This is a genomic window from Dehalococcoidia bacterium (assembly GCA_040902535.1).
Lineage (GTDB): Bacteria > Chloroflexota > Dehalococcoidia > DSTF01 > JACRBR01 > JBBDXD01.
In genome coordinates this window covers 115017-138001 of the sequence record JBBDXD010000019.1, presented here as the reverse complement: position 1 = coordinate 138001, position 22985 = coordinate 115017, and the positions used below count along the sequence as shown (strand labels likewise).

Genomic DNA, 22985 nt, shown 5'->3' with positions numbered 1-22985 from the left:
GGGCATGCGATCCTGCTGCGGAGCAGCGCACGGATCGTTGCCCGCGCCCACCGCGTACTCTACGGTGAATAGGCACATCCGGTACGCCGGCCAGGAGCCCCGCGTGAACCCCGAACATACTGAACGCCTGATTCGACGCGCGCTGAGCCGTCGCGCATTCGTCCGCGGCGCGTTCGCCGCTACGGCCGGCGGCGCAGCGTTGTATGCCATTGGCTGCGGCGGCGGCGACGATGACCCGTCGCCGACCGCGACGAGCGCCTCGGAGCGATCGCCCTCGCCTATGACCACGCCGGGCGGCGAAGGAGACATCAGGCCCGTGTTGCTGACCTCAGAGTTCGTCGCCGCGCAGAACAATCGCTTCGCAGTCGGCCTGCTGCAAGACGCGCGCCTCGTCAAGGACGCCGCCGTCCATGCGCGGTTCTTCAAGATCGGCGCCGATGGCCAGACCGGCGAGTTCCGCGGCGAAGGCGATCTTAGATTCGTGGAGTTAAACGTCGAAGGCGCGCATGCCCATGATTCGACGACCGGCGAGCAGTTGTCCGGCGACGAGGTGTCGTTTTACGTCGCCAACACGCCCTTTGACGACGCCGGAGCCTGGGGCGTCGAGCTGGCGGTTGCCCCCGAAGGCGGCGCGCCGCCGGTTACGGTGCAGGTGCCCTTCGAGGTGCTCGCCGAACCGAAGAGCCCCGCGGTCGGCAGCGTCCCGCCCGCCAGCCAGAACGACACCGGAGCGACGAACCCCAACAGCGAAAGCCTCTGCTCGCGCGACCCGATCTGCCCCCTGCACGACAAGGTCATCGCCGACGTGCTCGGCAAGGGCCGGCCTCTCGTCGTGCAGTTCAGCACGCCCGCCTTCTGCGAATCCCGGTTTTGCGGGCCGGTGCTCGAGGTGCTGCTGGACCAGATGCCCGCGCACCAGGACCGCGTCGACTTCATCCACATCGAGGTGTGGAAGGACTTCCAGCTCAAGACCTACCGCGAAGCGGGCGTCGAGTGGAACCTGCCGACCGAGCCCTATACGTTCCTCATGAACGGCGAGGGCGCCGTAGTCGGCAAGATCGAGGCCGTCTTCACCGAGGAAGAGCTGACGAACGCCCTCGACCAGCTCGCAGCACTCTAGCCATCCTCCGAAGCGCGGAATGGGACTTCGCGTTCGCCTGTGAAATAACGCGCAATATTTTGATGCAATCCTGCATTTAAAGTCGGTTTTTGCTTGTTATCACGGCCCCCAAACGGTAGATTTAGATACGATGAAGTCCACCAGAGACCTGATGCGCGACCTCTTGAACGCCCGTGGCGAGGCTACGGTTGGGCAGATTGCGGGCGAACTAGGCCTCAATCAGGCCAATATTCGCCGCCACCTCGAAGTGCTGCGCGCGGAGGGTCTGGTTGACGTAAGAATCCAGCGCCACGAGGTCGGGCGACCGGCATACGTCTACCGCCTGACCGAGCGCGCCGAGGAGTTGAGCGGCCACTACCCGCGGCTCGTCAGCCGTATGGTGCGCCAACTCGCCGCCCGCGACGCCGGCTCGGCTCTGCTCGATGAGGTGTTCGAGGGCGTCGCCCAGGACATCGCCGGCGCGTACCGGCCGAGTGTGACCGGCGCGACCGTCCGGGAGCGCGTCGCGCAGACGAGCGAGGCCCTCAAGGACGAGGGCATCGTCGACCACTGGCGCAAGGACGCCGACGGCTTTCACCTCATGAATACGGCCTGCCCGTACCGCAAGGCCGCGGAAGCGTCGCAGGCGCCGTGCCACGCCGACCACCGCACCGTCGAGTTGCTGGTCGGCGCGCCGGTGGAGCAGGTGAGCCGCATGGTGGACGGCCACGCGATGTGTGAGTACGTCGTGCGCGACCAGGCGCGGGCGCAGGAAAGCGAAACCGCAGTCGACGACGGCGCATCGAGCTAACGACGCAAATCGGCGCTGCGGCGCGTATCAGGGAAGGGAACGAATGGCTGGCGAAACGCTACTGGATATCAAGGGCCTCACGGTCGCCGTCGAGGGGAAGCAGATCCTCAATGGCGTCGACCTGACGGTCCGTCGCGGCGAAGTGCACGCGATCATGGGGCCGAACGGCTCGGGGAAGAGCACGCTCGCGAATGCCCTCATGGGCCACCCGCGCTATGCGGTGACCGGCGGCACGGTGTCGTTCAAGGGCCAGGATGTCTTCGGCATGACGCCGGACAAGCGGGCGCAGATGGGCATGTTCCTCGCGTTCCAGTACCCGACGAGCATCCCGGGCGTGACGATGGTGAACTTCCTGCGACAGGCGCTGAAGGCGGTGCGCTCCGAGGACGTGCCCGTGCGCGAGTTCCGCGAGAAGCTGCTCTCGACGATGAAGCTGCTGCGCATGGACGAGCAGTTCGCCCGCCGCTACGTCAACGAAGGTTTTTCCGGCGGCGAAAAGAAGCGCGCCGAAGTGCTGCAGATGGGCATCCTGCAGCCGGACCTGGCGATCATGGACGAGACGGACTCCGGCCTCGACATCGACGCGCTGCGGACAGTCGCGGAGGGCGTGAACGCACTGATGACGGACCAACTCGGGGTGGTGCTCATCACGCACTACCAGCGGCTGCTCAACTACATCACGCCGCAGTTCGTGCACATCCTGTACCAGGGGCGGATTATCGAGTCCGGCGGTCCGGAACTGGCGCTGCAACTGGAAGAGCAGGGATACGACCCGGTTATCGCGAAGTACGGCCCCGTACTGGCGGCCGCTGGAGAGAAGGCATAAGCGATGGTGGCAAAGATTACTCCGCAGATCGCGGTCGAGGACGGCTACAAGTTCGGCTTCAACGACAACGACAATGCCGTCTACAAGTACCGCACCGAAAAGGGCCTCAGCGAAGATATCGTCCGCGAGATCTCGCGCGTCAAGAACGAAGAGCAGTGGATGACGGACTTCCGTCTGAAGTCCTATCAGCACTTCCTCGAGAAGCCCATGCCGACGGGCTTCTGGGGCGGCAGCATTCAGAACTACGACCTGGACTTCAACGACATCTACTATTTCGCCCGCGCGTCGGACCGCGCCGAGGATAGCTGGACCGACGTCCCCGAGTACATCAAGGACACGTTCGAGAAGCTCGGCATCCCCGAGGCGGAGCGAAAATCGCTGATCGCCGGCGTCGGGGCGCAGTACGACTCCGAGGTCGTCTATCACAGCATCCGCGAGGACCTCGAGAAGCTCGGCGTCATCTTCGTCGATATGGACTCCGCGGTGCGCGATTATCCGGATCTCGTCCGCCAGTACTTCGGCACGATCATTCCGCCTGCGGACAACAAGTTCGCGGCGCTCAACAGCGCTGTGTGGTCTGGCGGCAGCTTCGTGTACGTGCCGGCCGGCGTGAAAGTGGACATCCCCCTCCAGGCGTACTTCCGCATCAACAAGGAAAACATGGGCCAGTTCGAGCGGACCCTCATCATCGCCGAAGAGGGCAGCTACGTGCACTACGTCGAAGGTTGCACGGCGCCGACCTACTCGTCGGACTCGCTGCACAGCGCGGTGGTCGAGATCATCGTGAAGAAGGGCGCGCGCGTCCGCTACACGACGATCCAGAACTGGTCCACGAACGTCTACAACCTCGTGACCAAGCGCGCGGCGGCTTACGAGAACGCCGTCATGGAATGGGTCGATGGCAACCTGGGCTCGCGCCTGACGATGAAGTACCCGAGCGTCTACCTGATGGAGCCGGGTGCGCACGGCGAGGTGTTGTCGCTGGCCATGGCATCGGACGGGCAGCACCAGGACGCGGGCGCCAAGATGGTGCACGCCGCGCCGGACACAACCTCGACGATCATTTCGAAGTCGGTGTCGCGCGGCAGCGGCCGCACCAGCTACCGCGGCGCCCTCAAGGTGTACCCGGGCGCTGTGCGTTCGAAGGCCACCGTGCGTTGCGACGCGCTGCTCCTCGACGAGAAGTCGCGCTCCGACACGTACCCGTTGATGGAGATCGAGGAAGATCAGGTCAACATCGGCCATGAGGCTTCCGTGTCCAGGGTCGGCGAGGACCAGCTCTTCTACCTGCAGAGCCGCGGCCTCTCGGAGGTCGACGCGACGAAGATGATCGTCAACGGCTTCGTCGAGCCGATCGTCAAGGAATTGCCCATGGAGTACGCGGTCGAGTTGAACCGGCTGATCGAACTCCAGATGGAAGGCGCCGTCGGCTGACGCCCGGAAGCGACAAGCGAGAAGCGGGAAGCGAGATCACAAGGGGCGCGTACCGCGCCCCTTTGTTTCAAAGAGCGTGTTGAGATGACCCAAGAAGTGCTTGCGCCGGGCATCCCCGGCATCACCGAGCAGGACGTCGAGGCGATCGCCGCGAACGAGCCGGCGTGGCTGCAAGAGCAGCGGCGCGCGGCCTGGCGCTCGTACGAATCGATGGACCTGCCCGATATCTACGACGAGGAGTGGCGCCGTACCGACGTGCGCGCGTTGCCGCTCGATGGGTTGCAGCGAAGTGCGGCGACCACCGAGATCACGCTTCCCGAGGAGGCGCGAAACGCCGGCGTCGTCTTCGCGCCGCTGCGTGACGCGCTCGATCGCGCTCGCGGCCGCCTCTACGACACCGTGAAGCCCGAGGAATGGAAGTACCTGGCGTTGAACGCTGCGCTCTGGAACACCGGCGCCTTCCTCTACGTGCCGAAGGGCGTCGAGGTGACGCTGCCGCTGCAAATGCTGACGACGGGCCCCGACGTGGCCGGCGCGGCGCTCTTCACCCGCACGCTCGTCATCGCCGAGGCGCACAGCCGCGTGGCGCTGATCGACGAGAGCGCGTCGCCGGACGGGCAGAAGGGCTTCGTTTCGAGCGCGGTGGAGATCGTGCTCGGCGATGGTGCCCAACTCGAGTACTACGACGTCAACCAGTGGGGTGACGGCGTCTACAACTTCAAGACCATGCGCGCGACGCTCGGACGCGATGCTCGCTTCACTGCGCTCGCCGCCGGCATGGGCAGCAAGCTGACGAAGATGCGCATCGACACCGAAATGCCGCAGGCGGGCGCGCAGGCGCAACTGCTCGGCGTGACGTTCGGCAACGGCGACCAGCACTTCGACTACAACACGCTGCAGAACCACGTCGGCAACCACACGATCAGCGACCTGCAGTTCAAGTCGGCGCTGACCGACGCGTCGTCACTGGTGTGGTACGGCATCACGCGCATCAATCCGACGGCCGGCGGCAGCGAAGCGAACCAGACCTCGCGCAACATGTTGCTCAGCGACCACGCGAAGGCGGCGCCGATCCCGATCCTGGAGATCCAGGCCTACGACGTGGCGAAGTGCAGCCACGGCGCGACGGCCGGCCCCGTCGACGAGAACGAGCTGTTTTACCTGCAATCGCGGGCGATCCCGCGCAAGATCGCGGAACAGATGCTCGTCGAGGGATTCTTCGCCGACGTGATTATGCGGATCCCCAGCGAGCGCTTGCGCTCGCGTGTCACCGACGCCGTGATCGCTAAGGCGGGCGGCGAGACGGCAACGCTCTCGACCGAGGAACTGCTCGCGGACGACGCGCCCGCGGGGCAATAGCAGAAGGAAGCACGTGCAAGTGGGGAACTTCGTGGCAGTGGCAAAGACGTCGGACGTCCCGGACGGACAGATCCAGGTGTTCGAGATGGCGGACAAACGCATCGCGCTGTGCAACGTCGGCGGCACGTTCTACGCCATCGACGATGTGTGCACGCACGACGGCGGCCCGCTCGACCAGGGCGTGCTCGAAGGCAAGCTCGTCGAATGCCCGCGCCACGGCGCGAGGTTCGACGTCACGGACGGCCGAGCCGTCGTCTTGCCGGCCGTGCGACCCGTAAAGACATACCCGGTGCAGGTGGAAGGCGATGACGTCACCGTCGACGTCGGATAGCAGAGTTTGATATGACCTACGACGTCGAGCAGATCCGCAAAGACTTCCCGATCCTCGAGCGCAAGATCCGTGGCAAGCAGCTTGTCTACCTCGACAACGCCGCCACCACGCAGAAACCGCGCCAGGTGATCAACGCGCTCGTGCACTACTACGAGCACTACAACGCGGCCGTACATCGGGCGCTGCACACGCTCGGAGAGGAAGCGACGGAGGCGTACGAGGCGTCGCGCGTGAAGGCGGGGCGCTTCATCAACGCCCCGCATCCGGAGCAGGAGATCGTCTTCACTCGTAACACGACGGAGTCGATCAACCTCGTCGCGCATGGGTGGGGCCGCAAGTTCCTGCGGCTGGGCGACGAGATCGTCGTGTCGAGGATGGAGCATCACAGCAACCTGGTGCCGTGGCAGCTCGTGGCGCTCGCGACGGGCGCGAAGCTGCGGTACATCGAGATCGACGACACGGGACACCTGATCTGGGACGACGTGCTGGCGAAGATCGGCGAGCGCTCGAAGGTCGTGGCGATCACACAGATGTCGAATGTGCTCGGCACGATCAACCCGATCAAGGAGATCGCCGAGGTTGCGCACAGGTTCGGCGCGATCGTGGTGGTCGATGGCGCGCAGAGTGTGCCGCACATGCCGGTGGACGTGCAGGAGTTGGATTGCGACTTTCTGGCTTTCTCGTCGCACAAGATGCTCGGCCCGACGGGCGTGGGCGTGCTGTGGGGGAAGCGCGCCCTGTTGGACGCGATGGACCCGTTCCTCGGTGGCGGATCGATGATTAGCCGCGTGGCAGACGACACGAGCACGTACGCAGAGACGCCGATGAAGTTCGAGGCGGGCGTGCCGAACATCGCCGACGTGATCGCCTTCGGTTCTGCCATCGACTACCTCGAGGGGTTGGGCATGGACGCCGTGCGCGCGCACGAGATCGCCATTACGCAATACGCCATCGACCGGTTGAGCGCGACGGACGGCGTCGTGGTGTACGGCCCGGCCGACGCGACGGAGAAGGGCGGCGCCGTGACGTTCAACTATCGCGACCTGCACCCGCACGACCTCAGCCAGGTCCTCGACCAGGAGGCGATCGCGATCCGGGCAGGACACCACTGCGCGCAGCCGCTCATGCGGCGGCTCGATACCGTCGCGACGGCGCGCGCCAGCTTCTATCTGTACAATCGACATGATGAGGTCGACGCCCTGATCGACGGGATCAAGGCAAGCGACAGGATATTCGGAGATGTCGCAAGAACTGCAGCTCGATGAGCTGTACCGGGACCTGATCCTGGATCACTACAAGAATCCGCGCCACAGGCAGAAGGTGGGCGCGCCGGACGTCACCGCCGAGGGCTTCAACCCCGTGTGCGGCGACGAGATCGAAATGGAACTCGACTTCGACGGTGAGCGGCTGGCCGCCATCGGCGTGCGCGGCCGTGGCTGCTCGATCAGCCAGGCCTCCGCATCCATGATGTCAGAGCTCGTCGAAGGCAAGACCGTCGGCGAGATCCGCGGACTGACCGACGAGTTTCAGAATATGATGAAGGAGCCGGATGCGCCGCCCCCAGCGTCGCTGGGAGACCTGGAAGCGCTGCAGGGCGTCGCGAAGTTCGCGGTACGCGTGAAGTGCGCGACCCTGGCCTGGCACACGTTGAACGAGGGTATCGACCAGCACGAACATGGTGACGGCGCCGTCCGCATCGAGGAACTGTAGGAGGCCGAATGTCAGTCAAGGGATTACTCAGCGAAGAACTGGTCCGCGAACGGCTCAAAGATGTCTTCGACCCCGAGATCCACATGAGCATCGTCGAGTTGGGGCTCGTGTACGAGATCGAGATCTCGGAGCAGGGTGACGTGACGGTGATCTACACGTTGACCAGTCCGGGTTGCCCGCTGGGCCCCGTCATCGATGGTCAGATCCAGGATGCCGTGATCGATCTGCCCGGCGTGAAGACGGTCACCGGCAAGGTCACGTTCTCGCCGCCCTGGGATCCGCGGACGATGGCCAGCGACGACGTGAAGATGCAACTCGGCATCTGGTAGCGGTCGCGCGGGCTACCGAGACGAGCGGGAGACACGAGCGAGGTACGAGCGCGGGCTTTCAGCCCGCGCGGCTTCTCGCACGAACGCACTCCCAAAGCGTGTACGTCAATAGCGATCTCGCTCGTCTCGTTGCGCTAACAACGAACAGAGAAGGGGCTGCGCTGTGCAGCCCCTTCTCTGTTCGTAAACCGGCCTTGCGTTAGAGGGAGAGCCTGCGTCGTAGCAGAAGCATGCTCGCGCCGGCTAGCGCCGCGAACGCGAGCGCCGCGAGGCTAAACCGGTACGCGTCGTTCCCGCTCGATCCAAAGCCCGTGCCGGACTCGGGCAACGCCTCGGCGCCGCCGCCCTGGGGCGCGACCGACTCCCCGAACACGCCGCCTTCGCCGTCGTCATCTTCGTCCAACGCTTCTTCGCCGTCGACGCCTTCCGGCGTCGCCGTGTCTGCGCCCTCATCGCCCTCGGGTGTGCTCGTCGAGCTAGCCACCGCGACCGACGTGTTTGTCGCGTCGGGCGTGAGATCCGGACCCGGGCCGAGGCCGCCCACGACGGTCTGCGTCGCCAGCGGCGTCGATGTCGAAGTCTGGGTGGCGACCGCCGTTGACGTGTTCGTCGCGGCCGGCGTCGTCGTGGCCGGGGCCGTGGTCTGCGTCACCACGATGGTCTTCGTCTTCGGGGCGTGCGTCTTCGTCGATACCGCCGTCTTGTCGCCTTCGTCTTCACAGTCGTCGCTCGCCGGTATCACATCGTTTTCGTGCTGCTCGCCGTGTCCGTTCAGACCATCGTCGTCGACCGTGATGACAACGAAGCTTCCGCCGTGCGCCGGTACCCAGTGGCATATCGTGACAGGCGTATGTCCTTCGCCGCGCCCGCCGCCGCCTGATGCCTGTACTGCGCCGATCGCGGAGATTAGCGCGACCACCGCAAGTCCGGCCGCCAGGGCAAGGGAGCCCCAGCCGTGCCAAAAGCGCTCTCGCATGCTCCAACCTTCCCGTGTTCCAAGGAACCTGCGACGAACGGCGCCGCCCCGCCCCCACGCCGCAACGCCTCTCGCGCGTCGCCGTAGGGCGAGCGCGATGACCGCGCATTGCCGCTCAGTGAAGACGCCCGGCGAGGCACGCGGATCCGGGCTGATTCGAAGATATGCGCGCGCCCGCATCAGCCGAAGGGGTGAACGCCGTTCATTCGTGACATAACCGTGGCAATCGTTCCCGCCGATAGGGCGTGCGATCCCGTCACGGCACGTAGGCGCCGCCGCGGCCTCCGGTACGCTAGACCCGCCATGCCGTACTTCCAGTACCGCACACTCGACGAGCTGCGCGACGCCGTCGCCGCGCTGGACGTCGACCTGCCCGTGACAGACGATCTGTCAGCGCTGGCGGCAGGCGTGCGGATCGGGCCGCTGACGGCGTCGAATCGGATGGCCGTACACCCGATGGAGGGTTGCGACGGCAACCTCGATGGCACGCCCGGCGAACTGACGTTCCGCCGCTGGCGGCGCTTCGCGGAAGGCGGCGCGGCTCTGCTCTGGGGCGAGGCTACCGCAGTTGCGCCTGACGCCCGCGCCAACCCGCGCCAACTGCTGATCTCGCCGGACACAGCGCCCGAGTTAAAGCGCCTGCTTGATGCGACGCGTGCCGCCCATCGCGCGCGTTTCGGGTCGACCGACGGCTTCATCGTCGGGGTGCAACTCACGCATTCGGGCCGCTGGTCTCATCCGGCGCCGATCATCGTCCAGCACGGCGCGGCGATCGATGCGCTGAAGGGCTGCGAACGCGCGCCGCTGCTGTCCGATGCGGACCTCGAGCGGCTCGAAGATCGCTTCGCGGACGCTGCCGCCCTTGCCGCGAAGATCGGTTTCGATTTCATCGACATCAAGCAGTGCCACACCTACCTGCTCAACGAACTGCTCGGCGCCTACACGCGCGACGGTGCGTACGGCGGCGACTACGAGCATCGCACGCGCTTCGTGCGCAACGTCTTCGCCAAAATCCGCGCGCGGTTGGGCGATGCGATCATCCTGGCGACGCGCATGAACGTGTTCGATAGTCTGCCGTACGTAGCCGCCGCCGATGGGTTCGGCGTGCCCGCCCCGCACGAAGTTCCCTACCGGAATGCTTGGGGCACAGACCCGCACGACCCCTCGCGGCCGCTGCTGGACGAGCCATTGCGCTTGATCGGCGACCTTCGCGCACATGGCCTCGCGATGGTGAACGTGTCGATGGGAAGCCCCTACTACAATCCGCACATCGGCCGGCCGTTCGAGAAGCCGCCCGTCGACGGCTACACGCCGCCGGAGCACCCGCTCCGAGGCGTCGAGCGGCACATGCGGCTGACCGCCGCGGTCCAGCGTGCGTACCCCGACCTGCCCGTCGTCGGCACCGGCTATTCGTGGCTGCGGCACTACGCGCTGAACACCGGCGCAGCGAACATAACGAGCAGCGCCGTTTCGATGGTCGGCCTGGGGCGCGGCGCGTTGGCGTATCCGGACTTCGCCGCCGACGCGCTGGAAAGGGGAGCGATGGAGCGCGACAAGTCGTGCGTCGGTGTCAGCTACTGCACGGCCCTCATGCGCGCGAAGCACAACGACCTGGGTCAGTACGCGACGGGGTGCGTGCCCCGCGATCGGCTCTACGCCGCCGCCCTCAAGGACGCCAACCGCACTGAAGGCTGGCGCTGACGGCTGGCGCTGACGGCTATTGACAGACCTCATCCGTCGAATCTAGGATGATCCACATAAAGGTCGTATCGCCTTAGCATTTAGGAGGCCCGCCATGGCCGACGACGACATGATGGTCCCCGCCCGGGACTACACCGCCGACCACTTCATGGACGACGACCTGCTGGACGCGTGGATTCGTCCCCTGATCGCCGAAATGATTGGTCCCTTCGCCCTCGTCTTCTTCGGCGCCGGGTCGATCTTGCTGGCGGCGACGCAGGGGTACAACAACGGCGGCACGCTGGTCATGGTGGCGCTCGCCCACGGACTCGCGATCGGCCTCATGGTCGCGGCGGCGGGTCACATCTCGGGCGGGCACTACAACCCCGCGGTGACGATTGCCCTGTTCTTCGGCGGCAAGATCGGCCTCCTGAAATCAATCGGCTACATCGCCGCGCAGCTTATCGGCGCCGCGGTCGCCGCGTTGATCCTGAGGGAGTTGTTCGACGATTCCGTTGCGAACTTCGCCTCTGCGGTACCCGTGGTGAACTACGACGAGGCCGGCGGCGCGGCGGATGGCATCATCTTCGGTCGCGCCAATGCGCTGATCCTGGAGATGATCCTCACGTTCTTCCTCGTGTACGTGATCATCGGCACGGCCGTCGATTCGCGCGGCCCGCACGCCATCGCATCGCTCGCGATCGGCCTCACGATCACCATGGATATCCTCGTCGGCGGGCCGCTGACAGGCGCGGCGATGAACCCGGCGCGGCACTTCGGACCGGCGCTGGTCGAGGGTGAATGGAAGGACGCCTGGATCTACTGGGTTGGCCCGATCATCGGCGGGACCGTCGCATCGATCGTCCAGAACTACATCTTGATCCCGCGAAACGTCGGCTTCCCGGAGGTCACCCCGTCGGAGCATCACCCGTAGCGCAGCGGGAAGGCAGATTCTACCGGGCAGGCGGCCAGGCACTGCGGGCCGCCCGCCCTCATGCGATGACACCCTCTACCTCATCATCGGCGGATCACTCGGGACGCTCGCACGCTACTACGGTGCGACGCGCGTCGCCGAATGGGCAAACTCGAACGCCGTCGGTGTGTTCGCGGTGAACGTCGCGGGCGCCTTCATCATCGGCCTGTTCCTCACGCTCAGCGAAGAGCGCACGGGTCTGTCGCGCGACGTGCGCCTGCTCGTCGCGACGGGCTTCCTGGGCGCGTTCACGACGTTTTCCGCGATCGCATGGGATACGTTGCAGTTCATGGAAGCGCGCGACTTCGCCTCCGCGACGCTGAACGTCGCGGCGACGCTTGCCTGCGGCATGGCCGCCGTGTGGCTCGGCGCCCAGGCGGCGCGCGTGGGCTAAACGTGCTCCCGAAGCGATTACATTTCTGTGCACTCAGCTTTGCACAGACTTCACAAACTGTGCCTCCGCACCGACGCGCTACCTTGTCGATCCGGAGGTGGCGCGTTCGACGCCTTAGTGGAACAGTCGCTCGTCAGTGAGATGAAGGTCCGGCCGCCAGCAAGCATCCGGTAAAGGAGACAGAAGCATGCGATTCATGACGATCTACAAGCCCGCGGACACGAAGGCCATGGAAGCCGGCGCTCCGCGGCGGCCTTCGTGAAGTAACGGCACACTCGAAGAGAGGCATCATCGCGGCGGTGATGCAGGTACAACGATCGATGCAGCGCCGCTACGACGATGGCACGATGCGACCGGACGGCCGCGTTGATACGCTGGCAAGATGAATCTGGCGGACGGGCTGAGTGGCTCGATCCGCTCCGAATTCGAAGTCTCGTCAAACTTTGCGCAACCCCCTGACACTACGCTGTCAGTCCCGTCCGTTAGGCTGATCCGGACCACCGTGCGGTCACCAACCCATCCTCGACGTGGAGGTCATTCTTGAAGTCGCTTGCAGAGTTTTCGTACCGCCATCGCTGGCTCGTGCTGCTCGCCTGGGTAGCGCTGCTGGTGGGCGCATTCGCGCTCTCCTTCGCCTTCGGCGGGGAGTTCAAGACCGAGTTCAAGCTTCCCGGCTCCGAGAGCCAGGAGGCCCTGGACCTCCTCGAAGAGCGAGGAGTCAACGAACGGACCGGCTTCTTCGGCCAGGTCGTCTTTCGCGCCGACCAGGGCGTCGATGACCCCGAAGTGCGTGCGGCGATGCAGTCGTTCTTCGACAGCATCGAACGCGACGTGGAAGGCGTCGACGTCGTCAGCCCGTACGACGCGGAGAACGCGCACCAAATCGCCGATGGCGGCCAGATCGCGTACGCCGAGATCAATTTCTCGGACCGCAGCAGCCGGGAGTACACCGGCGACGCCGACATCATCAAGGACGTGCGCGATGACGTCGAACTCCAGGGCCTCCAGGTTGAGTTGGGCGGGTTCCTCTTCGCCGAGCAGCCCGAGTTCTCCAGCGAGTTCGTCGGCATCGCGGCGGCCGTCATCATCCTGCTGATTGCCTTCGGTTCGCTGCTCGCGATGGGGCTTCCGATCATCACGGCGCTTTTCGGCGTCGGCACCGGCGCAGCGCTGATCGGCCTCGTGACGCGCTTGATCGACGTCCCGGAGTTCACGACGTCCGTCGCCGCCATGATCGGCATCGGCGTCGGCATCGACTACGCGCTCTTTATCGTGACACGCTACCGGCAAGGGCTGCGCGACGGCCTCGATCCGCAACAGGCAGTGACGCTGTCGCTCGATACGTCAGGCCGTGCCGTCCTCTTTGCCGGCATCACAGTCGTCATCGCGCTGCTCGGCATGTTCATGCTCAATCTCGAGTTCGTGCGCAGCATCGCCATCGCCTGCGTGCTGGCGGTGTTCCTGACGATGGTCGCGTCGCTCACACTTCTGCCGGCGTTGCTGGGCTTCACCGGCCGCAACATCGACCGCTTCGGCTTGCCTCACAAGGAAGCCGCCGAAGAGAGCGGCGGCGAATCGATCTGGTACAAATGGAGCCGCGTCATCCAGGGCCACCCGTGGCCGGCGTTCCTGCTCAGCGCCGCAGTGCTGATCGTGCTCGCGCTGCCGGTGTTCTGGCTGCGCCTGGGCTTCGGCGACTCCGGCAACTACCCGGAGTCGGATACGACGCGCCGCGCCTACGACGTGCTCGCGGAGGGCTTCGGGCCCGGATTCAACGGCTCGTTCATCATCGTCGCTGAGACGCCGAACGGAGAATCCGACGTCGCGGCGCTCGATCGCCTGAAGACGGCGATCGAGTCGACGGAAGGCGTGTCGGAGGTGACCGCGCCGCAGTCGTTTGCGTCCGGCACGATCCACCTGTTCAACGTCTACCCGGACTCGGCGCCGCAGGACGAGGAAACGACGGAACTCGTCCACCGCATCCGTAACGACGTCGTGCCGTCAGTCATCGAGGGTGATACGCCCGTTATTCGCCTCACCGGCGACGCGCCGGGCGTCGTGGACTTCGCTGACTACATCACCGAGCGGCTGCCGCTGTTCATCGGTTCGGTGCTGGTGCTGTCGTTCCTGCTGTTGATGTTGGTATTCCACAGCATCGTGGTGGCCGCGAAAGCCGTGATCATGAACCTGCTGTCGATCGCGGCGGCGTTCGGCGCCATGGTCGCCGTCTTCCAGTGGGGCATCGGCGCGAACCTGATCGGCCTCGGTCGCGAAGGGCCGATCGAGGCGTGGACGCCGATGATGCTCTTCGCCATCCTCTTCGGCCTGTCGATGGACTACGAGGTCTTCCTGCTCTCGCGGATCCGCGAGGAGTACGACCGCACCGGCGATAACGCCCGCGCCGTCGCCGATGGATTGGCGGCGACCGGACGCGTGATCTCGGCGGCGGCGGCGATCATGGTCTGCGTGTTCGGCGCCTTCGTGCTCGGCGGCCTGCGGGACCTCAAGCTCTTCGGCTTCGGACTCGCGTTCGCCATCTTCATCGATGCCACGGTCGTCCGGCTCGTGCTCGTGCCCGCCGTCATGGAGCTGATGGGGAAGTGGAACTGGTACCTGCCGCCGTTCCTGCGCTGGCTGCCCGTGCTGCGCGTCGAGCCCGACTCGCCCGCGCAGGCGACGCCCGCGGGGCGGCTCGCACAGGAAGCCGGCACCGGCGGCGACTGACGCTGACACAATAGAACATCGGAGCACCTGCGGGGCCACAGCGACCCGCAGGTGCTCCGGGCTTGTAGTCGATCATGAATGCGCCGCTTCAACCCGCCGGCACGAATCGCATCGACAGGGAATTGACGCAGTGCCGCGTGTTGCGCTCGGTCAGCCGCTCCCCGACGAAGACGTGCCCGAGGTGGCCACCGCAGTTCGCGCACTCGATCTCGACGCGCTGCCCGTCCGGGTCCGGCAAGCGCCTGACCGCGCCGGCGATCTCCTGGTCGAAGGCGGGCCAGCCGCAATGGGCGTCGAATTTATCGTCGGAGCGATAAAGCTCCGCGTTACAACGACGGCATACGTACGTGCCGGCCTGGTAGAAATCGTCGTATTCGCCCGAGAACGGGCGCTCCGTCCCCTTCGACTCGATCACGCGTCGCTCTTCATCGGTCAGTTCGTTGTACTTCACATCGGCCATGGGTATCTCCGTCCGTACGCTCCTCGCACTCCTATAGGATATTCTGCGTGACGCAGGAGCACACGTTCATGCCGCGTATCCGCCCGGTCGAGTACGACGACGCGCCGCCAGACGCCCGCGCAGCCTACGATCGCGTCGTCAGCGAGCACGGTCGCATGACGAACATGAAGCAGACCCTGCTGCACTCGCAGCCGGCGTTTCGCGCGCTCATGGGGTGGTATCCCTTGCGCGATGCCGTGCAGCCGTTCCTCGGCGAGCGGCTGACCAACCTCTTCTCGCACGCCATTTCGGCGGAGACGGACTGTCTCATCTGTTCGACGTTCTTCCGCCGCCTCCTCCAGGACGCGGGTGACACACCCGACGCGCCGCCGCTCGATGCGCGCGAACAGGCCGTCGTCGACTACGCGCTGGCGCTCGCGAGGCCGTTGGCGCGCGTCCCTGACGAACTGTACGACCGCCTCGCGGCGACGTTCAACGCCGAACAGATCGTCGCGCTCACCGCCTTCGGCGCGATGATGGTCGCGACGAACATCGTCAACAACGCGCTGGAGGTCGATCTGGACACGTACCTGGCGCCATACCGAAGGGGCGCCGCCGCCGTTGAGGGCGAGGAGTGATGGCAGAACGAGAGTTCACGGATAAAGTCGCGTTCATCACGGGCGCCGCGCACGGACAGGGCAGAGCCGTCGCATTGGCGCTCGCTCGTGAAGGCGCGCGCATCGCCGCCTTTGACGTCGCGAAGCCGCTGCCGTATCCGGCGTACGAACTCGGATCGCAGGACGACCTGCGCGAGCTGCAGGCCGCATGCCGCGAGTCGGGATCGGACTGCCTGACGTTCGTGGGCGACGTGCGCGACGACGCGTCGATCACGACGGCCGTGGATGCGACGGTCGCCGAGTTCGGTCGCGTCGATATTCTCTTCAACAACGCCGGCATCTGCGCCTACGGCCTCACCCACGAACTCACCGAGGACGCCTGGGACGCGATGATCGACATCAACCTCAAGGGGAGCTGGCTCGTCGCGCGGCGCGTGATTCCGGTGATGATCCGGCAGCAGTCCGGCGTCATCATCAACAACTCGTCCGTTGCCGGGCTGCGCGGCATGAACAGGCTGAGCCACTACGCGGCATCCAAGTGGGGCCTCACCGGCCTGACACGCTCCTGGGCGATCGAACTGGCGCCGCACGGCATCCGCGTCGTCTCGATTCATCCCACCGGCGTCAACACGCCCATGAACGACGGCCTCGCGCAGATGGAAGGCCTGACGCCCCGGGAAGTCGCGGAGCGCTCCGCCGGCAACCTGCTGCCCGTGCCGTGGATCGAGCCGGAGGACGTCGCGGAGGCGGTGCTGTATCTCGCCTCCGACCGCGCGCGGTTCGTCACCGGCTCGCAGTTCGTCATCGATGCGGGACTGCTCGCCCGGTAGCGCGCGGCCGAGAGTCGCGTCGAGAATCTGAACTCACCGCATCATCGCGGGCGCCATTTTCTCTCGCCCGCCGCTTCCCCTACACTCGATCCGTCCGCACCAACCCGACGTGGACGCTAAACGCGAGGTGACACATGGTCGCGACGATCCTCGGTGACCTCTCGGCGCAGGACGACTACACGCACCCCCTGGGGCCGGAGTCGAACTTCAACGAGAGCATGTACTTCAACTTCTTCGACCGCGCCCGCAACAGCGGCGGCTTCGTCCGGCTCGGCAACCGCGCCAACGAGGGCTACGCGGAGATGACGATGACGCTCTACATGCCCGATGGCAGCGTGCTCTTCCAGTTCAAGCGCGCCGACATCTCGCACAACGACGCGATGGACGCCGGCGGCATGAGATTCGAAGTCATCGAACCGATGGAAAAGCTGCGCACCACGTACGACGGCCACGCCGTGTACCTGACCGAGCCGGCGCAAATGGCCGACCCGCGCGAGGCGTTTCGCAACAATCCGTTCAAGAAAGTGAAGCTCGACCTCGTGCACGCGTCGGCGGGGCCCGTGTACGGCTCCAGCGGTCGCAATCACAAGGTCGTCGACCCGGAGAAGGAGTTCGCGAAGGCGCACTACGAGCAGCACATGGCCGTCAGCGGCACCATCGACGTTGACGGCGAAATCATGCCGATCGACGGGCTGGGGCTGCGCGACCACTCGTGGGGCCCCCGGTACTGGCAGGCGATCCACTCGTATCGATGGCTCACCATCAACTTCGCCCCGGACTTCGGCATGATGGTGTCGAAGATCTGGCGCTCGCCCGACGAAACGACGCAGGGCGGCGTCGTCGTGCGCGGCGACAGGCTCGAGCGCATCGCGAACGTCGAGATCGAGACGGACTTCGAAGACAACGGGCTGTTTCACCGCAACCTCGTTGCGCACGTGACGACGGCCGCCGGCGAGAAGCTCGACGTGTCCGGCAAGGTGATGGGCTTCATCCCGCTGCGCAATCGCCGCGAAGGCATGACGACGCACGTCGGCGAGGGCATGACGGAGTTCCGCTGCGGCGACGCCGTCGGTTACGGGCTCTCGGAGTACCTCGATCAGGTCGAGCCAGGTGACGCCTGACGGCACGCCTGAAGAACTGACGAGCCGCCTCGAAGCGTTCCTGGAGCGCTCGACCGGCGGGCCTGCGGTGCGCATCTCTGATCTGCGGCGATTGACGGGCGGCGCATCGCGCGAGACGTGGTCGCTCGATGCCGCGATCGGCGATGAGACGTTGCCGCTGATCCTGCAGCACGACGCGCGCGCGGCGCTGACGCCGGCATCGCGCCTGCTTGAGTACCGGCTGCTCGAAGCCGCGCGCGAGGCCGGCGTCCCCGCGCCAGAGCCCATGTTCTTTGGCGATGACTCCCTCGGCGGCGAGTTCTTCCTCGTCCGCCGCGTCGATGGCGAGACCCTGCCACGCCGGCTCCTGCGCGAAGACGCGTACGCGCACACGCGCACCGTGCTGACGTCGCAGCTTGGCGGCATCCTCGCGAAGATCCACGCGATCCCGCTCACCGCGCCCGGTATCGAGACGCTGCCCGCGCCGCCCGCCGGCGAGTCGCCGGTTGCGCACGAACTGGCGCGCTACGAGCAGACGTTCCGCACGCTCGCACCCGAGCCGCACCCGGCGTTCGAACTGGCGTTGCGATGGCTCGGCGCGCGCCTGCCGCCGCCCGCCGCGCGCCGTACGCTGGTGCACGGCGACTATCGCATGGGCAACGTGCTGTTCGACGCGAGCGGCGTGCAACTCATCCTCGACTGGGAGCTGGCGCACGCCGGCGACCCCATGGAGGACCTGGCGTGGATGTCGGTGCGGTCGTGGCGCTTCGGCGGCGACAAGCCGGTCGGCGGCATCGGCGAACGCGAGGAGTTCTTCGCCGCGTACGAGACTGCGGGCGGCGTGCAGGTGGATCCCGAGCGCGTGCGCTTCTGGGAGATTTTCGGCAACCTGCGATGGGGCATCATCTGCATCAGCCAGGCGCGCACCTACCTCGATGGACGCTCTGACAGCGTCGAACTGGCGAGCATCGGGCGTCGCACCGCAGAGACCGAATGGGAACTGCTCTCGCTCATCGAGTGAGCGGCGAATAAGGAGGCAAACATGCACGACCGCCCGAGCGTCGACGAGCTGCTGCGCGCCGTCGAACTCCTGCTCGATACCCAGTTCGTGCCGTGGCTCGATGGCGCACGCAAGTACAACGCGCGCGTCGCGTCGAACGTCATCCGCACGGTGCGGCGCGAGCTGCAACACGAGGAGCGCCAGCTCGACGCCGAATGGCGCGGCCTCGACGTGGTCCTCGGCGCGTCCGAGCGCCCGCGCACCCTCGAAGCGCTGCGCCAGGCGCTCCGCACCCGCAACGAAGAGCTAGCAGCGCGCATCCGCGAAGGTGACGCCGACACCGGCGAGTTCCGCGCGCTCGTGCTCGCGCACGTGCGGGACACCGTGTACGCCAAGCTGGAAGTCAGCAACCCGGAGTGGATCACGGTTTAGGCTGAAGATTCTTCAGTCTCGGTGTCGAGCGCTTCCGCGCCCGGCTCGTCCCCGGGCGGCTTCATCAGCCCTCGGAGTCCTTCCTTCTCAGTCTGCCGCCATTGGTCCAGCAGTTGCGCCAGATCCTCCATCGCGGGGCCTGGCTCCTCTACAGCACCATCATTAGTGACGCTCCAAAGGTGGATCTGGCCCCCGACGCCGAATCCCTCCGCTCTGATCGCGTCGTCCATGATCCGGAACAGAAAGAGTTTCGCCAGCCCGATGGGTTGCTCGTGGGGCTCATAGTGGCGGAGCGACTCGTAGCCGTGATACCCAGCCTTCTTTCCGCTTCCGATGGCGCAGAAGCGAAAATGCTCTTGCGCGATATTGTCGCTAGGGCATTCGAGGATCCACGGCTTGAGCATACCTGGAGGACCGGTAACGCCGACGACCATCGCTTCGGCCGAGGGAAGCGCTTGAGCGATCAAGTGCTGAGCGGCGACCGCCTTACGAACCGTGGCTATGCGTTCCGGGATGGGCATCCTAAGCTCTGCGATCGTTTTGCGCTTCCAGTCGGGCGCGTGTGCCGCCTCTAGTGCGGGACGTATCAATTGTTTAAGGCCGACAGCGCCGGAGAACCCCCAGACAAGATGAGTCCCGAGTCGACACAGCTTATCGTCGGCAACAATCTTGATTCCGGCTTCGAGGTCTGTTGCTTGACTGTCAGCGGCGATTGCAACGCCGGTCTTCGCCATGAGCGCGCATACAATCGTCATTAGATGTTTGCGATGCTGTTCTCGGCGAAGTCTGGATACTCCGCATAGACCCTTCGCAGCAAAGCTTTGAACGTAAGGGAAGTCACTAGGTGGCGGGTTTCGGCTGCGAGCACCACCCATTCCCCCGGTATCTCCGGCATCAGTTGCCGTACGTGTTCCGTGCCCGCAGGCGTAAGTTGGTACTGACTCCAGCGGCGAGATGTGTTCTGAACAGGAACCGCAAGTTGATTGGCGACGAGTTCATCGAGATCGTCGTAAATGGCCTTGCTATACGGGCCATAGTTGTATGGGACGAAGGTGTACTTCTCGGTCGACGGAATCTGGTCTGACCGGGAGATGTAGAACAACGCCTTCTGGATACGGATTGGATCCAGCGCCGTAGGTTCTCCATCGGTAGGGAAGAGAACAAGTTTAAGCCAGTCGATTGGGGGCATGTCGACGACTCCCTTCGCGACGATTATGGCACAGTGCGGGAGCGGGATTCTAACAGAACATCAGTGCTTATTGCAAGCGTGAGAAGACGGCCCCCAGAAAATCCAGCACCAGCTTCGCCGCGATGCGCGTCGTGACGGCGGCGGTGTCGTAGATCGGGTCGACCTCGCAGACATCAAACGCCACGACGTCGTAGCGCGCGGCGACGAGCCGCAGGGCGTCGCGGAGCTGATAGTAGGTAATGCCGCCCGGCTCGGGATACCCGGTACCCGGCGCCCCCGACGGATCCAGCACGTCGATGTCGATCGTCACGTATGCGCTACCGCTTCCCGCTATCGGCGCCATAGCCGCATCGACGCCCTCGCGGACGATGCGCTCCGCCGGCACGATCGTGACGCCGTTGCGCTGCGCCGCTTCGTACGGCTCGAAATGCTCGATGACGCCCCGCAGTCCGATGTTCGCGATCTGCCGCACGTGCGGCAACTCGCTCGAGCGCCGCATGTGGTTGTCGTGCGAGAAGCGTACGCCGGACTTCTCGTCGGTGTAGTCCTGGTGCGCGTCAAATTGGATGAGCGTCAGCGGCGTATCCTCGTAGGCGCGGACGAGCGGGAACGTGATCGCGTGGTCGCCGCCGATGAACGCCTGCACGCGCGAGCTGCGACGCGCCATCCGCGCCGCCTCCGTGATCGCGTCGAAGTTCTCGCGCAGGTCGACGGTGCGCACGTTCACGTCGCCTACGTCCGCCATCGAGACGTCCGCCAGGATGCGACCGCCGTGCTCGGCGTCGATCCAGCCCGACCACAATTCCTCCGGCCGGTAGCGCATCGACGCGTCGCGCACGGCCGCCGGCCCGAAACGCGCGCCCGGCCGGTCGTTCGTGCCGGCGTCGAACGGCACGCCGACGAACGCGACGTCGGCGTGCCAGTCGTCCATGTCTTCGACGACGGGCGCCGCGTAAAACGACGCAAATCCGTGCCGCAGCACGCCGTACGCGTGCGCCGGACTCGCCGCCGGCGATGATGGCGCGCGGAAGATCGGCGCCGTCATGCAACCCCCAATGCGTAACGTCGACCCGCACGACGGGAAGCCTTCGACTCGCGAGGTCCCCCCGACGACCGGCGACTGACGACTGACGACCGCTCAGACATCATCGATCTGCGCCTTCTGCAACCTGCCGCTGTAGTCGATGTATACGGACTTCCACTCCGTAAAGGTCTCGAGCGCCGCTGTGCCGGCCTCGCGGTGGCCGTTGCCGGTGCCGCGCGTGCCCCCGAACGGCAGGTGTACTTCGGCGCCGATCGTGCCTGCGTTCACGTAGACAAGCCCCGTGTCGATCCGCTCGATCGCGCGAAACGCCTTGTCGACGTCGCGCGTGTAGATCGACGAGCTGAGTCCGTAGGGCACGCCGTTGTTGACGTCGATCGCTTCATCGAGGCTATCCACCTTGATCAGCGCCGTCACCGGCCCGAAGATCTCCTCCTGCGCGATCCGCATCGAAGGCTTCGCATCGACGAAGACCGTCGGCTCGAAGAAATAGCCGTTCGACAATCGATCGCCGTCCGCGATGCCGCCGCCGGTCGCGATCGTCGCGCCTTCGCCCTTGCCGACGGGCATGTACGAGGCGATCTTCTCGAGTTGCTGCCGGTTCACGACCGGCCCCACGTCGGTCGATTCGTCGAGCCCGCTGCCGAGGCGCATCGACTTCGCACGCTCGATGAACTTCGTCGCGAATTCGTCGTACACCCCGCCCTGCACGATGATCCGGCTCGCGGCGGTGCAGCGCTGCCCCGTCGTCCCGAACGCGCTCCAGATCGCGCCATCGATCGCCAGTGCGACATCGGCGTCGTCGAGCACGGTGATCGCGTTCTTGCCGCCCATCTCGAGCGAGACCGGCTTGCCAAGCTCCGCGCACTGCAAGGCGATCTGCTTGCCGACGGCGTTCGAGCCCGTGAACGAGATCAGCGCGACGGCTGGATGATCGATGATGCCGGCGCCGGCCTCCGCGCCCTCACCGAACACGAGATTGACGACGCCTGCGGGAATGCCGGACTCCTCGAGCGTTTTGATCAGGTTGTACGCGCTCTTCGGTGCGTATTGCGACGGCTTGAAGACGACCGTATTACCGGTGACGAGCGCCGGCATGATCTTCCACGACGGTATCGCCATCGGGAAGTTCCACGGCGTAATGCAACCCACGACGCCCACCGGCGCGCGTACGGACATCGCGAATTTGTCCGGCAGCTCGGAAGGCGTCGTCTGCCCGAACGTACGCCGACCCTCGCCCGCCATGTAGTACGTCATGTCGATGGCTTCCTGGATGTCGCCGCGCGCCTCGGGCAGGACCTTGCCCATCTCTTCGGTCAGTTCGCGCGAGTAACGCTCCTTGTTGCGTACCAGGATCTCTCCCGCGCGGTAGAGGATCTCGCCCCGCTTGGGCGCTGGCATGCGGCGCCACCGCTGCTGCGCGTCGAGGGCCGCGCAGACGGCGTCCTGCACGTCATCACGCCTCGAGCGCGGATAGCTGCCGGTGATCGCGCCGGTCGCCGGGTTTTCACGTTCGAAGCGCTCGCCGCTCCGCGCGTCCACCCACCGCCCGCCGATGAAGTTCTGGTACTGCTGCGCCATGCGGGGCCACCTCCACCGAATAGATGAAGCGATTCACACCCATTTTAACTCTCGGCAGCGGGCCTGGCCTTCGGCATTAGGGGTGGCGGCCGAACGTGGGAGACTAGCC

Annotated in this window: 24 protein-coding genes; 18 read left to right on the top strand and 6 right to left on the bottom strand. The window is 65.5% G+C overall.

Features of this window, described 5'->3' with window-relative positions:
• Window positions 1-103 precede the first annotated feature (103 nt).
• The 9 genes from WEB52_10300 (at window position 104) to WEB52_10260 (ending at window position 7899) form a co-directional block, all read left to right on the top strand.
• Window positions 104-1120, top strand: a complete 1017-nt coding sequence (locus WEB52_10300) for a hypothetical protein (GenBank protein MEX2226825.1) — start codon at window positions 104-106, stop codon at window positions 1118-1120.
• A 130-nt stretch (window positions 1121-1250) separates the two neighbouring features.
• Window positions 1251-1910 carry an ArsR family transcriptional regulator gene (locus WEB52_10295; GenBank protein MEX2226824.1) on the top strand — a complete coding sequence of 220 codons (660 nt, stop codon included), beginning with the start codon at window positions 1251-1253 and terminating at the stop codon, window positions 1908-1910.
• A 43-nt stretch (window positions 1911-1953) separates the two neighbouring features.
• Window positions 1954-2736, top strand: coding sequence for a Fe-S cluster assembly ATPase SufC (gene sufC / locus WEB52_10290; protein ID MEX2226823.1), 783 nt, complete (start codon window positions 1954-1956; stop codon window positions 2734-2736).
• A 3-nt stretch (window positions 2737-2739) separates the two neighbouring features.
• Window positions 2740-4170: a Fe-S cluster assembly protein SufB gene (gene sufB, locus WEB52_10285; protein ID MEX2226822.1), complete on the top strand. Its 1431-nt coding sequence runs from the start codon at window positions 2740-2742 to the stop codon at window positions 4168-4170.
• 84 nt (window positions 4171-4254) lie between these two features.
• Window positions 4255-5529 carry a Fe-S cluster assembly protein SufD gene (sufD, locus tag WEB52_10280; GenBank protein ID MEX2226821.1) on the top strand — a complete coding sequence of 425 codons (1275 nt, stop codon included), beginning with the start codon at window positions 4255-4257 and terminating at the stop codon, window positions 5527-5529.
• A gap of 13 nt (window positions 5530-5542) precedes the next feature.
• Window positions 5543-5860, top strand: a complete 318-nt coding sequence (locus WEB52_10275) for a non-heme iron oxygenase ferredoxin subunit (protein MEX2226820.1) — start codon at window positions 5543-5545, stop codon at window positions 5858-5860.
• A gap of 11 nt (window positions 5861-5871) precedes the next feature.
• Window positions 5872-7125: a cysteine desulfurase gene (locus WEB52_10270; GenBank protein ID MEX2226819.1), complete on the top strand. Its 1254-nt coding sequence runs from the start codon at window positions 5872-5874 to the stop codon at window positions 7123-7125.
• Window positions 7100-7570 carry an SUF system NifU family Fe-S cluster assembly protein gene (locus tag WEB52_10265; GenBank protein ID MEX2226818.1) on the top strand — a complete coding sequence of 157 codons (471 nt, stop codon included), beginning with the start codon at window positions 7100-7102 and terminating at the stop codon, window positions 7568-7570. The genes WEB52_10270 and WEB52_10265 overlap by 26 nt, the downstream gene beginning before the upstream one ends.
• A gap of 8 nt (window positions 7571-7578) precedes the next feature.
• Window positions 7579-7899 carry a metal-sulfur cluster assembly factor gene (locus WEB52_10260; GenBank protein MEX2226817.1) on the top strand — a complete coding sequence of 107 codons (321 nt, stop codon included), beginning with the start codon at window positions 7579-7581 and terminating at the stop codon, window positions 7897-7899.
• Between the two features lie 199 nt (window positions 7900-8098).
• Here WEB52_10260 and WEB52_10255 read toward each other — a convergent pair whose 3' ends face one another.
• The gene (locus tag WEB52_10255) at window positions 8099-8875 is read right to left on the bottom strand and encodes a hypothetical protein (protein MEX2226816.1); all 777 of its coding nucleotides are present in this window, start codon (window positions 8873-8875) and stop codon (window positions 8099-8101) included.
• A gap of 303 nt (window positions 8876-9178) precedes the next feature.
• On the opposite strand from WEB52_10255, the gene WEB52_10250 reads away from it, so the two are divergent.
• From WEB52_10250 to WEB52_10235, 4 genes are all read left to right on the top strand, one after another.
• Window positions 9179-10576 (top strand): NADH:flavin oxidoreductase, encoded by a 1398-nt coding sequence (locus tag WEB52_10250; GenBank protein ID MEX2226815.1) that lies wholly within the window; start codon window positions 9179-9181, stop codon window positions 10574-10576.
• A gap of 94 nt (window positions 10577-10670) precedes the next feature.
• Complete coding sequence (locus WEB52_10245) at window positions 10671-11489, top strand: MIP/aquaporin family protein (protein MEX2226814.1); 819 nt, start codon at window positions 10671-10673, stop codon at window positions 11487-11489.
• A complete protein-coding gene (gene crcB, locus WEB52_10240) occupies window positions 11479-11922 on the top strand; it encodes a fluoride efflux transporter CrcB (protein MEX2226813.1) in 444 nt (147 codons plus the stop codon). Before WEB52_10245 ends, crcB begins: the two co-directional genes overlap by 11 nt.
• Before the next feature lie 540 nt (window positions 11923-12462).
• Window positions 12463-14646 carry an MMPL family transporter gene (locus WEB52_10235; GenBank protein ID MEX2226812.1) on the top strand — a complete coding sequence of 728 codons (2184 nt, stop codon included), beginning with the start codon at window positions 12463-12465 and terminating at the stop codon, window positions 14644-14646.
• A gap of 88 nt (window positions 14647-14734) precedes the next feature.
• Here WEB52_10235 and WEB52_10230 read toward each other — a convergent pair whose 3' ends face one another.
• Entirely contained in the window at window positions 14735-15106 is a 372-nt protein-coding gene (locus WEB52_10230) for a methionine-R-sulfoxide reductase (GenBank protein MEX2226811.1), read from the bottom strand.
• Window positions 15107-15153: 47 nt separating this feature from the next.
• Here WEB52_10230 and WEB52_10225 point away from each other — a divergent pair, with 47 nt between their 5' ends.
• From WEB52_10225 to WEB52_10205, 5 genes are all read left to right on the top strand, one after another.
• Window positions 15154-15723, top strand: coding sequence for a hypothetical protein (locus WEB52_10225; GenBank protein MEX2226810.1), 570 nt, complete (start codon window positions 15154-15156; stop codon window positions 15721-15723).
• Window positions 15723-16532, top strand: coding sequence for a mycofactocin-coupled SDR family oxidoreductase (locus WEB52_10220; GenBank protein MEX2226809.1), 810 nt, complete (start codon window positions 15723-15725; stop codon window positions 16530-16532). Before WEB52_10225 ends, WEB52_10220 begins: the two co-directional genes overlap by 1 nt.
• Before the next feature lie 134 nt (window positions 16533-16666).
• Window positions 16667-17653 (top strand): hypothetical protein, encoded by a 987-nt coding sequence (locus WEB52_10215; protein ID MEX2226808.1) that lies wholly within the window; start codon window positions 16667-16669, stop codon window positions 17651-17653.
• Entirely contained in the window at window positions 17643-18653 is a 1011-nt protein-coding gene (locus WEB52_10210) for a phosphotransferase family protein (protein MEX2226807.1), read from the top strand. Before WEB52_10215 ends, WEB52_10210 begins: the two co-directional genes overlap by 11 nt.
• Window positions 18654-18674: 21 nt before the next feature.
• On the top strand, window positions 18675-19064 hold the full coding sequence (locus WEB52_10205; GenBank protein MEX2226806.1) for a DUF6285 domain-containing protein: 390 nt from the start codon (window positions 18675-18677) through the stop codon (window positions 19062-19064).
• On the opposite strand, the gene WEB52_10200 is transcribed toward WEB52_10205, so the two are convergent.
• The 4 genes from WEB52_10200 to WEB52_10185 all read right to left on the bottom strand — a co-directional run bounded on the left by WEB52_10200 (window position 19061) and on the right by WEB52_10185 (window position 22876).
• The gene (locus WEB52_10200) at window positions 19061-19798 is read right to left on the bottom strand and encodes a hypothetical protein (GenBank protein MEX2226805.1); all 738 of its coding nucleotides are present in this window, start codon (window positions 19796-19798) and stop codon (window positions 19061-19063) included. The two genes, WEB52_10205 and WEB52_10200, sit on opposite strands and share 4 nt — an antisense overlap.
• 20 nt (window positions 19799-19818) lie before the next feature.
• Window positions 19819-20253 (bottom strand): hypothetical protein, encoded by a 435-nt coding sequence (locus WEB52_10195; protein ID MEX2226804.1) that lies wholly within the window; start codon window positions 20251-20253, stop codon window positions 19819-19821.
• A 67-nt stretch (window positions 20254-20320) separates the two neighbouring features.
• Window positions 20321-21298: an agmatinase gene (gene speB, locus WEB52_10190; protein ID MEX2226803.1), complete on the bottom strand. Its 978-nt coding sequence runs from the start codon at window positions 21296-21298 to the stop codon at window positions 20321-20323.
• A 93-nt stretch (window positions 21299-21391) separates the two neighbouring features.
• Window positions 21392-22876 carry an aldehyde dehydrogenase family protein gene (locus WEB52_10185; protein ID MEX2226802.1) on the bottom strand — a complete coding sequence of 495 codons (1485 nt, stop codon included), beginning with the start codon at window positions 22874-22876 and terminating at the stop codon, window positions 21392-21394.
• Window positions 22877-22985 lie beyond the last annotated feature (109 nt).

Bases quoted from the DNA above. Each gene is read 5' to 3' on its own strand.
- WEB52_10250 (MEX2226815.1), top strand. From the start codon at position 9,179: ATGCCGTACTTCCAGTACCGCACACTCGACGAGCTGCGCGACGCCGTC.
- WEB52_10265 (MEX2226818.1), top strand. From the start codon at position 7,100: ATGTCGCAAGAACTGCAGCTCGATGAGCTGTACCGGGACCTGATCCTG.
- WEB52_10215 (MEX2226808.1), top strand. From the start codon at position 16,667: ATGGTCGCGACGATCCTCGGTGACCTCTCGGCGCAGGACGACTACACG.
- sufD (MEX2226821.1), top strand. From the start codon at position 4,255: ATGACCCAAGAAGTGCTTGCGCCGGGCATCCCCGGCATCACCGAGCAG.
- WEB52_10200 (MEX2226805.1), bottom strand. From the start codon at position 19,798: ATGGCGAAGACCGGCGTTGCAATCGCCGCTGACAGTCAAGCAACAGAC.
- WEB52_10255 (MEX2226816.1), bottom strand. From the start codon at position 8,875: ATGCGAGAGCGCTTTTGGCACGGCTGGGGCTCCCTTGCCCTGGCGGCC.
- WEB52_10185 (MEX2226802.1), bottom strand. From the start codon at position 22,876: ATGGCGCAGCAGTACCAGAACTTCATCGGCGGGCGGTGGGTGGACGCG.
- WEB52_10230 (MEX2226811.1), bottom strand. From the start codon at position 15,106: ATGGCCGATGTGAAGTACAACGAACTGACCGATGAAGAGCGACGCGTG.
- WEB52_10205 (MEX2226806.1), top strand. From the start codon at position 18,675: ATGCACGACCGCCCGAGCGTCGACGAGCTGCTGCGCGCCGTCGAACTC.
- WEB52_10245 (MEX2226814.1), top strand. From the start codon at position 10,671: ATGGCCGACGACGACATGATGGTCCCCGCCCGGGACTACACCGCCGAC.
- sufC (MEX2226823.1), top strand. From the start codon at position 1,954: ATGGCTGGCGAAACGCTACTGGATATCAAGGGCCTCACGGTCGCCGTC.
- WEB52_10220 (MEX2226809.1), top strand. From the start codon at position 15,723: ATGGCAGAACGAGAGTTCACGGATAAAGTCGCGTTCATCACGGGCGCC.
- sufB (MEX2226822.1), top strand. From the start codon at position 2,740: ATGGTGGCAAAGATTACTCCGCAGATCGCGGTCGAGGACGGCTACAAG.
- WEB52_10295 (MEX2226824.1), top strand. From the start codon at position 1,251: ATGAAGTCCACCAGAGACCTGATGCGCGACCTCTTGAACGCCCGTGGC.
- WEB52_10260 (MEX2226817.1), top strand. From the start codon at position 7,579: ATGTCAGTCAAGGGATTACTCAGCGAAGAACTGGTCCGCGAACGGCTC.
- WEB52_10270 (MEX2226819.1), top strand. From the start codon at position 5,872: ATGACCTACGACGTCGAGCAGATCCGCAAAGACTTCCCGATCCTCGAG.
- speB (MEX2226803.1), bottom strand. From the start codon at position 21,298: ATGACGGCGCCGATCTTCCGCGCGCCATCATCGCCGGCGGCGAGTCCG.
- WEB52_10195 (MEX2226804.1), bottom strand. From the start codon at position 20,253: ATGCCCCCAATCGACTGGCTTAAACTTGTTCTCTTCCCTACCGATGGA.